The sequence below is a fragment of the Caballeronia insecticola genome, from assembly GCF_000402035.1.
Taxonomy (GTDB): Bacteria; Pseudomonadota; Gammaproteobacteria; order Burkholderiales; family Burkholderiaceae; genus Caballeronia; species Caballeronia insecticola.
In genome coordinates this window covers 313,462-330,491 of the sequence record NC_021288.1, presented here as the reverse complement: position 1 = coordinate 330,491, position 17,030 = coordinate 313,462, and the positions used below count along the sequence as shown (strand labels likewise).

At 63.1% G+C, this 17,030-nt stretch carries 14 protein-coding genes; 2 read left to right on the top strand and 12 right to left on the bottom strand.

Going from position 1 to position 17,030, the window contains the following annotated elements:
* Positions 1-91: 91 nt before the first annotated feature.
* Together BRPE64_RS22330 and BRPE64_RS22325 are read left to right on the top strand one after the other, a co-directional pair.
* Positions 92-1,885, top strand: a complete 1,794-nt coding sequence (locus BRPE64_RS22330; RefSeq protein WP_016347134.1) for a thiamine pyrophosphate-requiring protein — start codon at positions 92-94, stop codon at positions 1,883-1,885.
* Positions 1,886-1,990: 105 nt separating this feature from the next.
* A complete protein-coding gene (locus BRPE64_RS22325; protein ID WP_044042864.1) occupies positions 1,991-2,857 on the top strand; it encodes a glucose 1-dehydrogenase in 867 nt (288 codons plus the stop codon).
* Positions 2,858-2,881: 24 nt separating this feature from the next.
* Here the strand turns inward: BRPE64_RS22325 and BRPE64_RS22320 are convergent, their stop codons facing one another.
* From BRPE64_RS22320 to BRPE64_RS22265, 12 genes are all read right to left on the bottom strand, one after another.
* Positions 2,882-5,191 carry an FdhF/YdeP family oxidoreductase gene (locus BRPE64_RS22320; RefSeq protein ID WP_051180516.1) on the bottom strand — a complete coding sequence of 770 codons (2,310 nt, stop codon included), beginning with the start codon at positions 5,189-5,191 and terminating at the stop codon, positions 2,882-2,884.
* A 133-nt stretch (positions 5,192-5,324) separates the two neighbouring features.
* The gene (locus BRPE64_RS22315; RefSeq protein ID WP_016347131.1) at positions 5,325-5,969 is read right to left on the bottom strand and encodes a hypothetical protein; all 645 of its coding nucleotides are present in this window, start codon (positions 5,967-5,969) and stop codon (positions 5,325-5,327) included.
* Between the two features lie 262 nt (positions 5,970-6,231).
* The gene (locus BRPE64_RS22310) at positions 6,232-7,170 is read right to left on the bottom strand and encodes an AEC family transporter (protein WP_016347130.1); all 939 of its coding nucleotides are present in this window, start codon (positions 7,168-7,170) and stop codon (positions 6,232-6,234) included.
* A gap of 138 nt (positions 7,171-7,308) precedes the next feature.
* Positions 7,309-7,572, bottom strand: a complete 264-nt coding sequence (locus BRPE64_RS22305) for a PepSY domain-containing protein (RefSeq protein WP_016347129.1) — start codon at positions 7,570-7,572, stop codon at positions 7,309-7,311.
* A 64-nt stretch (positions 7,573-7,636) separates the two neighbouring features.
* Positions 7,637-8,668 (bottom strand): ABC transporter substrate-binding protein, encoded by a 1,032-nt coding sequence (locus tag BRPE64_RS22300; protein ID WP_016347128.1) that lies wholly within the window; start codon positions 8,666-8,668, stop codon positions 7,637-7,639.
* A gap of 27 nt (positions 8,669-8,695) precedes the next feature.
* Positions 8,696-9,604 carry an SMP-30/gluconolactonase/LRE family protein gene (locus tag BRPE64_RS22295; protein WP_016347127.1) on the bottom strand — a complete coding sequence of 303 codons (909 nt, stop codon included), beginning with the start codon at positions 9,602-9,604 and terminating at the stop codon, positions 8,696-8,698.
* A gap of 42 nt (positions 9,605-9,646) precedes the next feature.
* Positions 9,647-10,633: an ABC transporter permease gene (locus tag BRPE64_RS22290; RefSeq protein ID WP_016347126.1), complete on the bottom strand. Its 987-nt coding sequence runs from the start codon at positions 10,631-10,633 to the stop codon at positions 9,647-9,649.
* Positions 10,630-11,577 carry an ABC transporter permease gene (locus BRPE64_RS22285; RefSeq protein WP_044042863.1) on the bottom strand — a complete coding sequence of 316 codons (948 nt, stop codon included), beginning with the start codon at positions 11,575-11,577 and terminating at the stop codon, positions 10,630-10,632. Before BRPE64_RS22285 ends, BRPE64_RS22290 begins: the two co-directional genes overlap by 4 nt.
* Positions 11,574-13,055, bottom strand: a complete 1,482-nt coding sequence (locus BRPE64_RS22280; RefSeq protein WP_016347124.1) for a sugar ABC transporter ATP-binding protein — start codon at positions 13,053-13,055, stop codon at positions 11,574-11,576. Before BRPE64_RS22280 ends, BRPE64_RS22285 begins: the two co-directional genes overlap by 4 nt.
* 45 nt (positions 13,056-13,100) lie before the next feature.
* A complete protein-coding gene (locus BRPE64_RS22275) occupies positions 13,101-14,129 on the bottom strand; it encodes an ABC transporter substrate-binding protein (RefSeq protein ID WP_044042862.1) in 1,029 nt (342 codons plus the stop codon).
* Between the two features lie 520 nt (positions 14,130-14,649).
* Positions 14,650-15,090, bottom strand: coding sequence for a MarR family winged helix-turn-helix transcriptional regulator (locus tag BRPE64_RS22270; protein WP_016347121.1), 441 nt, complete (start codon positions 15,088-15,090; stop codon positions 14,650-14,652).
* 18 nt (positions 15,091-15,108) lie between these two features.
* A complete protein-coding gene (locus BRPE64_RS22265) occupies positions 15,109-17,007 on the bottom strand; it encodes an FAD-binding monooxygenase (protein ID WP_016347120.1) in 1,899 nt (632 codons plus the stop codon).
* Positions 17,008-17,030: the final 23 nt, after the last annotated feature.

Below are 17,030 nucleotides of genomic sequence, written 5' to 3'. Positions count from 1 at the left end.
CGCTTCGCCCGCCCGGCATGAGCATTGCGGCTTTTTGCCTAAAGCCATCTTGTGCATTGCTTTCATCCATTCATTCTTCGGAGCTTCGATCATGGCAGCGACTGTCGGCGATTTTCTCGTTGACCGCCTTTATGCATGGGGCGTCAGACGCATTTACGGCTATCCCGGCGACGGCATCAACGGTGTATTCGGGGCGCTGAACCGCGCGCAGGGAAAGATCGAATTCATACAGGCGCGGCATGAAGAAATGGCGGCCTTCATGGCGTCGGCGCATGCCAAGTTCACGGGCGAACTGGGTGTGTGCATCGCAACATCGGGGCCGGGCGCGAGCCATCTCATCACCGGTCTCTACGACGCACGGCTCGACCACATGCCGGTGCTCGCCATAGTGGGCCAGCAGGCGCGTGCCGCACTGGGCGGCCATTATCAGCAAGAGATCGATTTACCGTCGATGCTCAAGGACGTAGCGGGCGCATACGTGCAACAGGCGAGCGTTCCACAGCAGATCAGGCATCTGGTGGATCGCGCAGTGCGTATCGCGCTGTCGGAAAAGCGCGTGACTGCGCTCGTGCTGCCGAACGATCTGCAAGATCTCGAATACGAGTCTCCGGGCAGAAAGCATGGCACGTTGCATTCGGGAGTCGGCTATGAGGCGCCGAAAGTCGTGCCCTACGCCGAGGATCTCCAACGTGCCGCCGATGTGCTCAACGCCGGCAAGAAGGTCGCGATTCTGGTCGGCGCGGGCGCCCTGCATGCCACGGATGAAGTGATCGCAGTTGCAGAAAAGCTCGGCGCAGGCGTGGCAAAGGCGCTGCTCGGCAAGGCCGTTCTGCCGGATGACTTGCCCTTCGTCACCGGCTCCATCGGTCTGCTCGGAACCGAGCCGAGCTACAAGCTGATGAACGAATGCGACACGTTGCTCATGATCGGCTCCGGCTTTCCTTATGCCGAATTCTTGCCGAAGGAAGGTGCGGCGCGCGGCGTGCAGATCGACATCAAGGCCGACATGCTCTCCATCCGCTATCCGATGGAAGTGAACCTCGTAGGCGACAGTGCCGAGACGTTGCGCGAACTGTTGCCGCTGCTTACGCACAAGAGCGACGACGCCTGGCGCAAGCGCATCGAGGGCTGGACGAGCGACTGGTGGAAGACACTGGAAAAACGTGCGCTGGAGCCCGCAAAAGGCGGCGTGAATCCCCAACGCACCGTGTGGGAACTGTCGCCGCGCGTGCCGGCCGACGCTATCGTCACCTGCGATTCAGGCTCGTGCGCGAACTGGTATGCGCGCGATCTGAAGGTCAAGCGCGGCATGATGTGCTCGCTCTCGGGCGGCCTCGCATCGATGGGCGCAGCCGTGCCTTATGCGATCGCGGCGAAGTTCGCGTATCCGTCGCGGCCGGTCGTGGCGCTCGTCGGCGACGGCGCCATGCAGATGAACAACATGGCCGAACTCATCACCGTTGCCAAGTACTGGAAGCAATGGTCCGATCCGCGCTGGATCTGCATGGTCCTCAACAATCAGGATTTGAATCAGGTCACCTGGGAGCAGCGCGTGATGGAAGGCGATCCGAAGTTCGAGGCATCGCAGAATATTCCTTCCGTGCCGTATCACCAGTTCGCGGAAATGATCGGGCTAAAGGGCTTTTATGTCGATGACGACGAGCGCATCGCTGCGGTCTGGGACCAGGCGTTCGCATCGGACCGGCCGGTCGTCATCGAAGTCAAGGCAGACCCGAACGTGCCGCCGCTGCCGCCGCATATTACGCTGCAACAGGCCAAAGCGTTCGCGACCACGCTCATGAAGGGCGATCCGCAACAGGGCAACGTGATTGTCGATACCGCGAGACAGGTGCTCGGCGCCGTGCTTCCCGGACACAAGGACTAAAGCCGAATCACGGAAATCGCTCGATGCGTAAACAACTGATCGACCTGCATTGCCAGGCGATCAAGCCAGCACAAACGACCGTGCATCCAGTCAAAGGAACAGACCATGACCGTCTCTGAATATCCCCGCCCGCCCCTGCCCTCACAACAGCAGGATCGCCGCCCCGGACTCACCGCGCCGATGAACCCGCAGCCCGATCACGGCGAATCGAGCTATCGGGGCAGCAACCGGCTCGCGGACAAGATTGCGCTCATCACCGGTGCGGACAGCGGCATTGGCCGGGCGGTCGCGATTGCATACGCGCGCGAAGGAGCGGATGTTGCCATCGCATACCTCGACGAGCACGACGACGCGAAGGACACCGCGCGCTGGGTCGAACAGGCCGGGCGGCGCGCGCTCCTGTTGCCCGGCGACATTACCGATCGCGAGCATTGCAAGGCGCTCGTCGCAAAGACCGCCGAAGCGTTCGGGCGCATCGACGTGCTGGTGAACAACGCTGCTTATCAGGCCAGCTACGACAAGCTCGAAGATATCAGCGACGACGAATGGGACAAGACGTATTCGACCAACATCGGCGCGATGTTCCGCATCACCAAAGCGGCGCTCGCGCATATGCAATCGGGCGGCACGATCATCAACACGACGTCCGTCAACGCCGATGCGCCGAATCCCGGTCTGATCGCTTATGCGAGCACGAAGGGCGCGATTCAGAACTTCACGGGCGGACTGGCGCAACTGCTGGCCGAGCGCGGCATTCGCGCGAACTGCGTGGCGCCGGGGCCGATATGGACGCCGCTCATTCCATCGACGATGCCGCTATCGAGCGTCGAGAACTTCGGCACGCAAACGCCGATGAAGCGTCCCGGCCAGCCGGCCGAACTGGCCGCCGCCTATGTGATGCTGGCCACCGACGAGGCGAGCTACATCTCGGGCGCGACCATCGCGGTGACGGGTGGCAAGCCGATCATCTGAGGCGCGGTCGATGACCGAGCCCGGCTACACGCGCTTGCGAGCGGCGATCATCCGCACGGGGATCGACTTGGCGCCCGGCACCTTGCTTTCCTTGGCATGGTGCCAAAGCGGCAACAAGGGATTGCACTCCGGATAGTAACCGGCGATGCATCCCTCTGGAATCGCGTAAGGAACCAGCGTCAGGTTTGCGACGCGCCGCTCTACGCCATCGTCGGCAATGGTTTCGAGGGCGATTTCATCGCCCGCATGCAGGCTTCTTGCGCGCATGTCGCGTTCGTTCATCAGAATGACCATGCGGCTGCTTTTGATTCCGCGAAAGCGGTCGTCGTGCGCATAGATCGTCGTATTGAACTGGCTGTCGCTTCGTAGCGTTGTCAGACGCAGCGCATCCGGCTCGCGCACGGGCATGTCCGGATCTTCCTCGAGCATCTCGGGCACGAAGAATTCCGCCTTGCCGCTTTCGGTCTTCCATATGCGTTCGCGCGCGGGCAGCACGCGCGGAAATCCGCCTGGCGTCCAGAGACGTGCGTTGAAATCATGGAACGTCTCGGGCCATGTTTTCGCGATCTCGTCGCGCACGAGCGAATAGTCGTCGCACCAGCGGTCCCAGTCGACAGTCGAACGTTCGCGCAACGTGTGCTTCGCGAGCGCGGCAACAATCGACGGCTCCGAACGAATACCCGTTGCCGCGGGCGCGGTCACACCACGCGAGCCATGCATGCAGCCGGTGCTGTCTTCCATCGACACGGTCTGATCGCCGCTCGCCTGCGTATCGATTTCAATGCGGCTCAGGCACGGCAGAATGTACGACTTCGCGCCATGTACGAGATGACTGCGATTGAGCTTCGTCGTGATGTTGACCGTGAGACGCAGGCTTCGCCACGCCGGCTCGATGCGATTGCGGTCCGGCACCGAGCGCACCAGATTGCCGCCCAGATTGATGACCGCGCTGACCTTGCCCTCGATCATCGCCTCGAACGTCTCGACGATATTCATGCCCTTCTTGCGCGGCGGCTCGAAGCCGAACTGCTTCGCGAGCACATCCAGCGGCGCAAGCTCCGGCTTCTCGGTGATGCCCACGGTGCGCTGACCCTGCACGTTGGAGTGGCCGCGAATCGGCGAAGGACCGGCGCCCGGCCGGCCGATATTGCCGCGCAGAAAGAGCAGGTTGCACACCATGCGCACGTTCTGCACGCCGAGCCGATGCTGCGTAAGCCCCATGCCGTAATGCACGATCACGGCGGCAGCTTTCGTGTACTCGTGCGCCGCCGCTTCGATGTCGTCGCGAGCAAGGCCGCTGATGCGCTCGATGTCGGTCCACGACGTCTTACGTACATAGCGCGCGAAATCGTCGAAGCCCGTCGTGTGTTCGGCGATGAACGCCGTATCGAGCACGCGGGGCAGATCGTGTTCGATGGCGCGATCGTCGGCGGCGATCACCGCCTTGCACATGCCGACGATGGCAGCCGTATCGCCCCCGACCTTCAACTGGTGATATTGCGTGCTGATCTGCGTGTGCGCGGGCGTGAGCATCTCCGTTGGCGATTGCGGATTGGAGAAGCGCAACAAGCCCGGCTCGCGCAGCGGATTGAACGTGACGATGGGCACATCGCGCTTGCGCGCGTCCTGCAATTGATGAAGCATGCGCGGGCTGTTCGTGCCGACGTTCTGTCCGAAGAAATACATCAGGTCGGTTTTCTCGAAGTCTTCGAGCCGGATCGTGCCCACGCCCGAACCGATCGCCTTCTGCAAGCCGACGCTCGTGCTCTCGTGACACATGTTCGAGCTATCCGGCAGATTGTTGGTCCCATACATGCGCGCAAAAAGCTGGAACATGTACGAGGTTTCGAGCGACGCGCGGCCCGAGGTATAGAACGCGACCGCATCCGGATGCATCGCCCGCAACTCGGCGCCGATATCCTCGAACGCTTCGTCCCAGCTCACCTCGACGTACTTGTCGCTGACGGCGTCATAGCGCAGCGGCGCGGTGAGCCGGCCCGCCTCTTCGAGATCGTGATCGTGCCATTGGTTGAGTTCCGCGACAGTGTGCTGATCGAAAAACGCGGGGCCCACGCGCTTGGACGTCGTGTCCCATGCCGTGGCTTTGGCCCCGCTTTCGCAGAATTCGAATGTGTGCGGATGCGCGGGTTTGGCCCACGAGCAACTCACGCAGGCGAAACCACCGGTCTTGTTCTGATGCAGCAGTACCGTGGCGCCCTTGAGCGGCGCTTTCTCCTGCGCCAGTATCTTGGCGACGGCTTTGACGGAGCCCCAGCCGCCTGATGAATACGGATAGTCGCGGGCGTGATCGGGGTCGTCCACGGGGTGATCCATATTGATTGCTCCTGTAGTCGAGCAATCACAGCAAGGCGTATTCCATGGGGTATTCGCGTCGCACGGTTCGAGAGCAACCCGCGATGCCCGAAGGCGACGAAGTTTCGTTCCGGAACGCGTGCCCGGAAAAGCTTCAGTCCCGCATGTTGGCCTCGCAATCCTCCCAGTACCGCAGCGGATCGCGGTGCTGCGGATAGCGCGCGCCGAGCCACGTCGAGAGCCGCGTCCAGTCCGGATGGTTGACACCGGTTTTAGCGGACCAGTTCGACGATCGTTCGAGGATCTGGCCGTTACCGCGATCGCGCACGAGCAAGCTGCCTAAGCCGCTCGTACTGTTCGACTGGGACTCGACCAGATAGCGCGGCAGAATCCTGAGTTCGGCATCTTTGGCCCATCCGTACACGGCGCGAACCACGCCGGACGGATCGCGCAACTCGATAGGCCCGCTTTCCGGACGAACCGCACACCAGCCTTCGGGAAAGTCGGTGACGACCTCGTTTGTGGTTTCCCTGATCCATTTCACGCGCCAGGCCCGCACCATCGCCTCGCGCAGACGCGGCAACGATTCGTAACCGGCAGGCAACTCGATCGCAAGCGGCAGCGTGATGAGGTTGTCTTTCCAGAGTTTCGCTTCGTCGTCGACTCGTCGCGCAACTTGCGGCGCGTCGTCTCCGAACGGGTTCTCGGGCCGGCTCGACACTCTCGCGCTGGAGGCGGGCAGCCCTTCGAAGAGCCGTTCGGCATCGTGACGGGTCAGTTTGGTCTTTCCTTTCTTCATGGATCGCTCTGCGGCAAGGTGGTCACGCGTGTTTAACGGCGCTGAAAACATCTATTCTGCGCTATTCGCGTTCAACCGGCGTACGCGATCGAGACGACATCGCGATTACGACCTACCGGACGACCCAACAGCCCCCATCTTCGTGGCCATGACGGGCTGAAAAAGCACGTCGCCTGTGGCATGGCTTCGAGCGTTACATCGACGTTGTGCCGGACGGCTCGCAAAGGCAATTGCCGAGCGGTTAGCGCGGGCTTCTCGCGCGTTAGTGAAACATCGCCGCGATCAGCAAAGCCTCCGTCACGATCCCGAGCAAGGTGCTGATGAGAATCGTCGCGGTGGCATTCGCCGTGTACGTCTGAGTGCGCAGGGCAAACATCGCCGCGGCGGTGGCGGTCGGAACGGCGCCGGTCACGATCGTCTGATGCGCCATGGAACCCGAGAGTCCGAACATCGCCGCGCCCAGAAACATAAGCAAAGGCTGGCCGAAGTTTTTGAGCAGAAGGTTTGTCAGAACATCGCGGTTGATCAGGAAAGGTTCGCCGTAGAGCATGAGGCCCAGCGCGAACAGCGAAGTGCCGCCTGCGGCCGTGCCAATGAGATCGACGGACCTGAGCGCCGGGCCGGGTATCGGCACGCGCGCCATGCTGATGACAATGCCGAGTACCGGCAGCCATACCATCGGATTCGAGATCGCGCCGCCTATGCTTCGGAGAAAAAGCAAAAAAGCCGTGTCGTTCGGCTTTCTGTGCTCCGTGTTCTCGGTCAGGACGATCGTGAGCGGCAGCATCACGATGCTGGTAATGAGGTTGCCGACCAGCACGGCAAGAAATCCTTCGGGGCCGAACAAGGCCGACAAAATCGGCGCGCCGAAATAGGCCATGTCCGGGAACGCGCAGACCAGCGCCTGTATCGTGGACGTGCGCAGATCATGCCTGAAGACGAAGCGCCCGATGCACAGCGCAATGAAGTACGTTCCCATCAGTCCCAGCGCCAGCGTCAACGCAAAGCCGGCGTGCTGCAACTTGTCGGGCGACGTTCTGACCGCGCCTGAAAACAGCGCGAACGGCAGTGCGAATTTGATGACGAGCGTCGCCAGGACTTTAGCGTCCTCGTGCTTGAGCCATTTGATTCGTGCCGACATCCACCCGAGGAAGATGACGAAAGCGACCGGCAAAAGGCCATTGAGAATCGCTGCGAACACCGTATCGCTCCGTTGAGCCTGCCCGAATCGTCGAATGTGTTCTCGTGTCTGGCGACAGATCGCTTCTCAATGTTTGTTCATCTCGACCCGAATTTCCAGTATCCGATGGTATGCACGGAGCAAACCGGCGCGGTCAGCTCAGTGCTTGCGTTCGCTCTTCGTGATCGCGCCCGAATGCGGATCGACATGCAACTCGTAGATATGGCCGTTTTTCGTCGCCTCGCCTTCCCAGTGACCGTCGTCGGCCTTCAGGTAGGCGTTGGCGTAGCCCTGTTCGGTGAGCTTCTGTATGGCCTGCTGATTCGTGATCCAGTCAGCGCCCGGTGCGTCGGCGAGCGCCGCGCGACTGGCGAGCAGCGCGGCCGTCAGCATGACCATCGAGAGGTTCTTGTGGATCGTCATGATCGATCTCCTGTGAAAGATGACCTCTCGTCGTAGCAAAGGCCGCGCCACCGGGTCGCAGTCGTTACTTCTTCCCGTCGACGACCGCGACCGTTTCCTCACGCGTGTATTCCTTGTTCGCGAGCGCGCCGGTCGGCGTCTTCGCGAGCACGGCGTCGAGTTCCTGCGGCTTGACTTCGAGCACCGGCATGCGGATGTCATGCGGCACCTTCTTGCCCGCCAGTATCTGCTGCGTGACCCAGAAGGCAAACGACGACGCGCCCGGCGGAATGGTCACCGACATCGTTTCGTAGCCGGTCTTTTTCTGCTCGGCCCACCATGCAAGCTCTTCCTGCCGGTTGCCGAGAATGATGATCGGCGTGGGCCGTCCGGCCGCCTTGATGGCCTGAGCCGCGCCGAAACCGTCGCCGCCCTGCGTGACGACGCCGTCGATCTGCGGCAGCGTCGGCAGAATGCCCGCGACCTGTTTCTGCGCGACCGTCTGGGTCCAGTCGCCATGCACGGAACCGACGATCTTCATGCCCGGATATTTCTTCAGTTCGTCGACGATGCCCTGATGAATCTCGTCATCCACGGAGACGCCCGCCAGTCCGCGAATCTCGAGCAGGTTGCCCTTGCCGTTGAGACGTTTGGCCAGATAATCGACCTGCATGCGGCCCATGCCCTGAAAATCCACGGCGATGCGATACGCACACGGCTCCGTCGCGATGCCGTCGAACGACACGACCGTCACGCCCGCGCCGCACGCCTGCTTGATCACGCCATTGAGCGCGGTGGGCGACACCGCATCCACCGCGATGGCCTTGTAGCCTTGCAGGATCAGGTTCTGAATCTGCTGGACCTGTTCGGTCGCCTGACTCTCGGCGGTCGTGAAGCTCGGCGCCGCCGCGACAACCTTCTGCTTGACCGCGGGATCGGCGACATTGGACCAGCTCTTGAGCATCTGCTGACGCCAGCTATTGCCCGCATAATTGTTCGACAGCGCGATCTTGAGCGAGGACGTGTCGCCCGTCGCGACCTGCGCCAATGCCGAGGTCGATGCTGCGGCTGACAGCGCGATCATCGTCAACGATAAAACCAGCTTGCGTGTATGCATGAGTTGTCTCCTGATTTATCGGGTATCTCAGCGCCCCGCGCCTCTCACGCCCACATGCAGCGAATAGATGGATGACGTCGCGGCAATGAACAGGCGGTTTCTGTTGAAGCCGCCGAAGGTCAGATTCGCCACCACCTCGGGTATGAGGATCTTGCCGAGCAGCGTTCCGTCCGGTGCGTAGCAATGCACGCCGTCCTCGGCGCTCGTCCACACATTGCCTTGTTCGTCCGTGCGCAGGCCGTCGGGGACGCCGCTTTGCATCGCGATGAACACGCGGCCGTTGCGCAACGCGCCGTCGCTCGTGACATCGAAAACGCGAATGTGACGCGGTGCATTCTCGTCGTGCGATGCGGCGGAATCCGCGATATAGAGGCGCGATTCGTCCGGCGAAAATGCGAGCCCGTTGGGCTTGACGAAGTCGTCGCTGACGAGTTGCACGTGCTCGCTGTCCGCGGCCACGCGATAGACGTTGCAGCGTCCGATCTCGCTGTCGGCGCGATAACCTTCGTAGTCGCTCAGAATGCCGTAGTCGGGATCGGTGAACCAGATCGTGCCCTTCGAATCCACGATCACATCGTTGGGCGAATTGAGCCGCTTGCCTTCGAAGTGCGACGCAATCACGGTGATGCTGCCATCGTGCTCGGTGCGCGTGACGCGCCGCGCGCCGTGCTCGCAACTGACGAGCCGCCCTTCGCGGTCGCGCGTGTTGCCGTTGCTGTAGTTCGATGGCGCGCGGTACACGCCGACACCCATGCCCGGCGCCCAGCGCAACATGCGGTTATTCGGAATGTCGCTCCAGATGAGCAGATCGGCCGCCGGAAAATACACCGGCCCTTCGGCCCACAGGCATTCGCCGGTCAGCTTCGTCAGGAAGGCGTTCGGCTGCAGCAAGAGCCTGAAACGCGCATCGTGCACTTCGAAATCGCTGGACTTCATGTCTCCTCGTCCTTATGTGATGACAGGTTGATGTGCGGTGCATCAGCGCGGCGTCTTGCCGCCGGCCGCCACGGTGACCGCGATGATGAGCACGCCATACACGATGGAGCGCACGCCCGCATCCGCGCCCACTGCATTGAGCACGGCGTTGGTCAGAAACAGGAACATCGAGGCGCCCCACACGCCCGTGATGGTCGCCTTGCCGCCCGTCACGAGCGTGCCGCCGATCACGACGACGGCAATCGAGATCAGCATGTACTCGACGCCCATATCGAGCGACGCGCCGCCCGACACGGCCGCGAGCAGCAGCGCGGTGAGCGCCGCGATCATCGACGAAAGCACGTAAGCGAGGCAGCGCGTGCGATGCACATCGACGCCCGCGAGCCACGCCGCGCGCGCGTTCTGGCCGATCGCCGAAAGCCTGCGCCCATACACCGCGCGATGCAGCAGCACCGCGAGCGCCAGCGACAATACGAGCGCCACCAGCGCGATATACGGTACGTTCAGCACGCGGCCCGTTGCGAACGCGCCGAGCGCGGGCGGCGGCGGCGGAAGCCCGCGCCCTTGTGTGATCGCGACCGACTGAATGATGAAGCTCGAAGACAACGTCGCGATGATCGGCGGAATGCGCAACAGGCGGATCAGCGCGTAATTCGCCAGTCCGACGACCGCGCCCACGCCGAGCGCCGCCGCGATGCCGAGCGCAATCAGTCCGTTCTGCGCCTGCATGACGTGCATGCCGACGACACCCGCGAGCGCGATCGTCGATGGCACGGACAAGTCGATGTTGCCGACACCCGACGTGATGACGAGCATCTGTCCGAGCCCGACGAGCACCATGAACACGCCGTAGGTCAGCGCCGTCTGCGCGACGTTGCTCGCGATCCCGAAACCGAAGAGCACGACGATCGCGAGCCACACGAGCACGGCGCCCGCGAACGACCACGCCCACGGCGCCTGCATGCTTCTGAGCCGCGTCCACAGGCTCGCTTCGTCGGCGATGCGCTCGCTGGAAGTCCGCTGATTCATCGCCGCTCTCCGCGTTGCAGCAACACGCGCAGCGACAGCACCACGATCAGAATCGCGCCCTGCATGCCGACCTGCCAGTCCGCCGAAATATTGAGGAACGCGAGAAACGACGCAGCGAGCGTCAGCGTGATCGCGCCCAGCACCGCGCCGATCACCGATACGCGCCCGCCGATGAACTCGCCGCCGCCGAGGATCACGGCCGCGATGGACAGCAGCGTGTAGCGCAGCGCGAGGTTGGCGTCCGCGGATGTCGTGAGGCCGAGCAGCGACAGGCCGGACAGCACGCCGAACACGCCCGCTACGCCATAGAGCGTCGCCTTGCTGCGCACGAGCGACCAGCCGAAGCGGCGCATCGCGCGCGGATTGCCGCCCGCGCCGCGCGTGCGCACGCCCGCCGACGAGCGCATCAGCAACAGATGTCCGACGATGGCGATCAGCACCGACCACACGATCGGTGCGGCGACGAAAGGCGTCTGATAGCTCATCGCGGCGCCGAGCCATGCGGGACTCGTGCCGCCCGGCGACGGCAGCAGCACGATCGCGAGGCCGCTCCACACGAACGAAAGCCCGAGCGTCACGACGATCGACGGAATCTGCCGCAACTCGATCAGCGCGCCGACCGCGGCATACGCGAGCACGCACCCGGCGAGCGCGAGCGCACCGAGCCACGGTTGCTTCACGAGCAGCGTCGCACCGATGCACGCGACGAGACTCACGAACGGCCCGATCGACAGATCGAGATCGTTCACCGTGATGATCGCGAGCTGCGCCAGCGTGGCGAGGACGATCGGCACGGCAAGATTGAGCAGCAGATTCGAACCGAAATAGCTCATCACCGCGGGCTGCATGACGAGAATCGGCACCAGCACCACCACGAGCGAAATAGCGGGCAGCATGCTGCGCAAGCGCGCCTGTATGCGGGCGGGCGTGAAAGTGGGTGTCATGCGGCCTGCTCCTGGAAACTGGCTGCGAGCAGGTTCTCCTCCGTGCATTCGTCGGCGCTCAGCACGCGCGTGACGGCGCCCGAGCGGAACACGTAAGTGCGGTCGCAGTGCGACAGTTCCTCGTTCTCGGTCGTGTACCAGACAAACGTTCGACCCTTCGCGGCTTCGTCGTGCACGAGTTGATAGATATCGCGTTTGGTGCCGACATCGACGCCGCGCGTGGGATCGTCCATCAGGATGAGATCGGCGTCGGAGGCGAACGCGCGCGCGAACAGCACCTTCTGCTGATTCCCGCCCGACAGCGAGAGAATGCCCGCGTTCATCGATGCGCCGCGAATGCCGATCCGCGCGCGCCATGTCTCGGCCACTTCGCGCGCGGCAACGGCATCGACGAGACCGCGCCGCCGTTTCGGGCCACCGAATAGCCAGCGCAGGTCGAGATTCTGCGCGATCGACCAGACGGGGAACACGCCGTCGCGGCCACGATCGCCCGCGACGAACGCGACCTTTGCGCGGCCCGCGCCGTGCCCCGTCGCCGCTTCGTAGATCGACAGCAGCGCCTCGGTCTGTCCCTGCCCCGCGAGTCCCGCAAAGCCGACGATCTCGCCGCGCGCCGCCTCGATAGCCGTGTTTCGTCCCGCGCCGACCTGCCAGCGGAACGGCCGCACGCCATCGTGCCCGGCTCGCGTGCGCGCGATGCCGGGCGTCGCGTCGGCGTCGAGATGCTGCCCCATCGCCTGAATGATCGACTCGCGACTCGACTGCTCGCGCGCCAATACCCCGACGATGCCGCCGTCGCGCATCACCATCACGCGATCCGCCACGCGCTCGATCTCGCCCAGCATATGCGTGATAAGCACGCACGTAATGCCGCTCTGCGCCGCGCGGCGCACGAACGCGAGCAACTGGTCGGCGGTGTGGGCGTCGAGCGACGATGTCGGTTCATCGAGAATCACGAGACGCACGGGCGTGTCGGTCACGGTGAAGCCGCGCGCGATCTCGACCATCTGCTGCTGCGTAAGCGTGAGATCGGAAACGAGTTCGTTGCCCTTCAGGCCGTTGCCGGGAAAGATGGCTTCGAGCTGTTCGCGCATCAACGCGGTCGCGCGCCGGCGCCAGCCGCGTCCGCGCAGCTTCGGATGCACGACGCACATGTTCTCCGCGACGCTCAGGTTCGAGCACAGCGACAGCTCCTGGAACACGCAGCGCACGCCCGCCACGCGCGCGGCGTTGGCGTCGTAATGCGGCGCGGGTTTGCCATCGACCTCGATGCTGCCTTGCGTCGGCGGATACACGCCCGCGAGCACGGCCATCAAGGTCGATTTGCCCGCGCCGTTGTGCCCGGCAATGCCCACGCATTCGCCCTGCGAAAACGAAAAATCGATCTCCGCCAGCGCGCGCACGCGCCCGAAACTCTTGCCGATGCCTTCGAAGCGAATCAGCGTGCCGGGTTCACTCACATTCGATGTTGCGGCCATCCACCTGCCTCCATGCGTGGCGTCGAATTGCCTGCGGACGCGCGCTTACTTCTTGTCGAGCAGCGCGACCGTTTGCGGCAGCGTGTACGTCACATCGGCGATACCGCCCGGCGGCGTGGCCGCGAGCTTCGCCGGCAACTCCTGCTGCGAGATCGCGAGCAACGGCACGTTGATGGTCACGTCCTTCGGGATCTTCTTGCCCGCGAGCACTTGCTGCGCGACCCAGAATGCGAAACTCACCGCGCCCGGCGGATTCGACAACGAGCGTGACTGATAGCCGCTCTTCGTCTGCTCGTTCCACCATTGCAGCTCGGGATACGTGCTGCCGATGATCATCGGCGGCGCAGGACGGTTCGCCGCCTTGAATGCCTGAGCGATGCCGAACGACATCTCGCCTTCGGTCGCCACGCCATCGACCTGAGGCAGCGTCGGCAGGATGCCCGCGACGGCCTTCTGCGCAACCGATTGCGTCCAGTCGCCGTTGACCGAGCCGACCAGTTTCATGCCGGGATGCTTCTTCATCCCTTCGAGCACGCCTTCATGCATGAGGTTGTCGACGGAGATGCCCGCGACGCCGCGCACTTCGAGGATATTGCCTTTGCCGTTCAGATGCTGCGCGAGATAGTCGACGCCTTGCTCCGCCCAGCCCTTGAAGTCGAAGTTGACGCGATACGCGCACGGCTCATCGACGATGCCGTCGAACGACACCACCACGACGCCCGCCGCGCAGGCCTTCTTGATCGTGCCGTTGAGCGCAGTGGGCGACACCGCGTCGATGACAATCGCGTTATAGCCTTGCAGGATGAGGTTCTGCACCTGCTGCGCCTGCTCGGTCACCTGATTCTCGGCGGTCGTGAACGCGGGTGCCGCGGCGATTTTCTTGTCGCTGACGGCCTGCTGCGATACCGCGGACCAGCTCTTCAACATCGACTGCCGCCACGCGTTGCCCGCGAAGCTGTTGGACAGCGCGATCTTTTTCTGCGCGGTGTCGCCGGTGGCAACTTGCGCGTGCACGGCGGTCGCGCTCATGCATGCGAGCAGACCGGCTGCGGCCAGCATTCCATTACGGAACATCTCGTCGTCTCCTGAGGGTTCGATTTATCGGAAGCGTTATGCGTGTCGCCGATGGCGTGATGCGCGGCAATTGCGTATGAACAACGCGGTGCGCGCGTGCGCATGCGGAGGGTGTGCGGGGCGAGCGCCCCGGCTGAGCGAGAGAAACGACATCATCATGAGCATGCCTCTTGTTAGCGCATTGGCCGTTGCCAACGTCTTGCTTTCAAACAGGTGCTTCGAGCTTCGTCTTGCGATTCGTCTTGCGATTTCGTCGTGCGGTCAGGCCAATTGAAGTGGTCAGGCCAAACACCGCCGACGCAGTATAACGACTGCCCGGATGTCGTGCAACGCGATTAACGGAATGGATAATGCGCGGCCAAGCGCGCTGTCTATGCGCGCTGTCGATATCGCGCGCAACGTGGCACGACGCCACGGCGAGCGCGGTTTGAACCATGGAGTCAGGTGCCGGAATGGCTGCCGTAAGCGGACCGAAACGCCGCGCACACGCCGAGTGATTCGATGACGACGCCCGGTCCTACTATTCGCCCGACGGCAGCAGCGCGGCGAGCAGACGTCGCAGTTCCAGCCGCTCCGCCCGCGTCAGCCTCGCGGTGAGAATGCGCTCGACTTCCTCGACACGCGGCCGCAACGTCGCAAGCTGCTTCTTGCCCGCAGGCGTCAGAAAGAGCACATAGCTTCGTTTGTCGACCGGATCGTCGGAGCGTTTGATCAGCTCGTTACGCACCATGCGCGCAACCAGATCGGCGATGGTCGAACGGTCGACGTCGAGGTCATCGCCGAGTTGCCGTTGATTGACGCCCGGCTTTCTATGCAGGATTTCGAGCGCCGCGTACTGGACGCTCGTGATTTCCGCCGAGACTTCGCTGAGCCATACCGAAACATGGCGCTGCTGGGCGCGGCGCACGAGGCTGCCCGTGAATTTGGAGAGCGCGTCGGGCTCGTCGTGTTGGATCGGCAATTTCTGGACGTCGGAAAGTCAGCGTGTGGTTCGGAAAATGGGCCGCAAGAAAGCATGCAGATCAGCGTAGGCATTCAGCGGCAATACATGCGCGACATACTGATCCGGGCGCACCACGACGAGCGCGCCCTGCTTGCGATCGATGCCGCGCGCATCGAAGATATCAGTCACCGCGTCACTCGTAAATGCCTTCTCGTAGTCGATGAGACCGTGACGCCCCTTGCGCGGCAGCAACAGCGGGTGCAGGTCTTCCAGCCGCACGTCGCGATGAGGCTGTTGCAGCACGGCACGCACATCGAAGACGCTGTCCGCATCCGCATGCTCGGTCGCGACGAAGCGCAGGATCGAATCCGGCGACGAGGACACATGCTCGCACAGCGCATCGAGCGCGTTGCGGCTCGCGTCGGCGAAGGCGTACAGGCGCCAGCGGCCATCTGCGCGTGCGACGTGGCCGAGTTCCATCGGCTTCGCATCGGCGAGACGAACGACGGGCGACGAATGAAAGCGCGTGCCGATGGTGAAGCCGCGCGCGAGCGCCTGATGTGTCGCGTCGCCCGTCAGCGCGCCCGGACGGTAATGCGTCGCGACGCCCGCCGTATAGCGGCCCGCGCGAACGAAATAGGCCTGCAATTCCGCGGGATCCACGCCACCGGCTTCGGGCCGGCTGGGATCTTTCGGCGGCGCGGCCATCATGCTGGACCATTCCTTGTCGAACTCGATCAACTCTTGCGCGACCGGCTGACGTTCATCGGAATACGTGCGCAACAGGTCGATACCGCTGTGTCCCCGAAGCACCGCACCGAGTTTCCAGCCGAGATTGAAACCGTCCTGCATGGATACGTTCATGCCCTGACCGGCTTTCGCGCTATGCGTATGACATGCATCGCCCGCGATGAACACGCGCGGCTCGCGCGATGAACCGTCCGCGGCAATGGCGTCGTCGAAGCGATCGGCCAGACGCTGCCCCACTTCATACACCGAGAACCATGCGACCTCTTTCACGTCGAGCGTATAGGGATGCAGGATTTGCTGCGCGGTCTGAATGATGTGATCGACCTTGGTGTGCTTGATGGCATCGCGCGTGTCGGGCGCCACTTCACCGAGATCGACATAAAAGCGCACGAGATAGCCGCCTTCGCGCGGAATGATGAGCAGATTGCCCTTGCTGCCGGACTGAATGGCCGTCTTGAGGCGGATGTCCGGAAAGTCGGTGACTGCGAGCGCGTCCATCACGCCCCATGCATGATTGGCTGCATCGCCATGAAGCTTCTGACCGATGGCCGTTCGCACGCAACTGCGCGCACCATCGCAACCCACGACATAGCGCGCACGCACGGCGACCTCTTCACCGAGCCGCGCCGCATCCGTGCGACGCAGCGTGACGGAGACCGGGTATGCGTGCGCATCGTCGCGTTGAACATTCACGACCTCGAGATCGTAATCAGGCTCGAGCCGTTGCGCGGAACGGCGCATGACATCGAGAAGATAGTCCTGCACGCGCGCCTGATTGACGATGACATGCGGAAACTCCGACATGCCTGTTTCGGTATCCTGAACACGTCCGGTGCGTTTGATTGCGCCGCGATCGTTCGCATCCGGGCGCCAGAACACGGTCTCGTTGACCCAGTAGGCTTCGCGCAGAAGACGATCACTCAGGCCGAATGCATTGAACATCTCGACGGTCCGGCACGCGACGCCATCCGCCTGTCCCATCAACAACGGTCCCGAACGCCGCTCGACAATACGCGTATTGATCGACGGAAACTGCGACAACTGAGCGGCAAGCACGAGCCCGGCCGGGCCGCTGCCGACGATAAGCACATCGACCGTCTCGGGCATATCGACTTGCGGCGCGCCATCGGCGGCGGGCTCGATCGTCGGGTCTCCGACGCGGAATCCGTTGAGATGAAATTGCATGGGGTCTCGCTCCAGTCAGTATC